Below are 820 nucleotides of genomic sequence, written 5' to 3'. Positions count from 1 at the left end.
CGGCAGCTCCTACAGGTTTCGCATTCCATGTAGGAGCTGCCGAAGGCTGCGATCTTTTGATCTGCAAACCTCTACAATCTTTCAGGCATCTCTCATTCAGACTCGGTCTTCGTCCGCGCAGGTCGCGGCATCAACGCTTGGATCACGTCATCAATCAAGGCTTTGCCCATCACTGTCAGGTAATGCGCGGCCCAGGCATGGCGGTCGGTGTCTCTGTTGAAAGCTGCGTCTTCTGCGAAGGATTTGGCGAGGGATAGCAGGTCGGAGGATTGGGACAAGGCATTGATGATCGGGATGCCGGAGCGGACGTTGAAGAACGCTTGATCCGAGTTATAGAGGAAAGGGGTGAAGCCGATGGTTTTAAAATCAGATTGATTGTTCATGGTCAGTTCCCTTGATTTCGAGAGCTGCCGCATCCGATACCAAGCGAATGGGTGGCAGCTGTGCGCAGGTTGGTAAACCGGGGAATCAAGGAAACCGGCACGCCCGAAAGCGTCCCACACACAGCTGCCATAACACAGGGGCTCGGACGGGATTACGCCTGAGTCGTGTCGGGTGCGCTGTTGCGCCTTGTTCCACCGGGTTACCAAGCCCGATCGCTGAATGGGTCAGCGACATCCGGAGAGTATCCCGTCGAAAAACAGCGCAATAGAGCGGCACAGCGCCCCAACAAGAGTTTCGGAGTTTGCCTACAAGGTCTGTGGGCGTCATCTGATATTGCGAGACCAGACGTAAACGAAACTAAACGTCGGACACTTGTTTCCCTGTAGGAGTGAGCCTGCTCGCGATAGCGGTGTGTCAGTTGGCAAATAGGTGGCTG

At 55.0% G+C, this 820-nt stretch carries 1 protein-coding gene; it reads right to left on the bottom strand.

Features of this window, described 5'->3' with window-relative positions; translation table 11 throughout:
• Positions 1 to 92 precede the first annotated feature (92 nt).
• Positions 93 to 383: a DUF3077 domain-containing protein gene (locus DCO47_RS26845; protein WP_116659288.1), complete on the bottom strand. Its 291-nt coding sequence runs from the start codon at positions 381 to 383 to the stop codon at positions 93 to 95.
• Between the last annotated feature and the right edge of the window lie 437 nt (positions 384 to 820).

This window comes from Pseudomonas sp. NDM (assembly GCF_003105095.1).
Classification (GTDB): domain Bacteria; phylum Pseudomonadota; class Gammaproteobacteria; order Pseudomonadales; family Pseudomonadaceae; genus Aquipseudomonas; species Aquipseudomonas moraviensis_A.
Note: the sequence above shows the minus strand (reverse complement) of the source record. Positions and strands in the feature narration are given on the sequence as shown.

Excerpts from the sequence above, each read along its gene's own strand:
- DCO47_RS26845 (WP_116659288.1), bottom strand. The coding sequence starts at position 383 with ATGAACAATCAATCTGATTTTAAAACCATCGGCTTCACCCCTTTCCTC.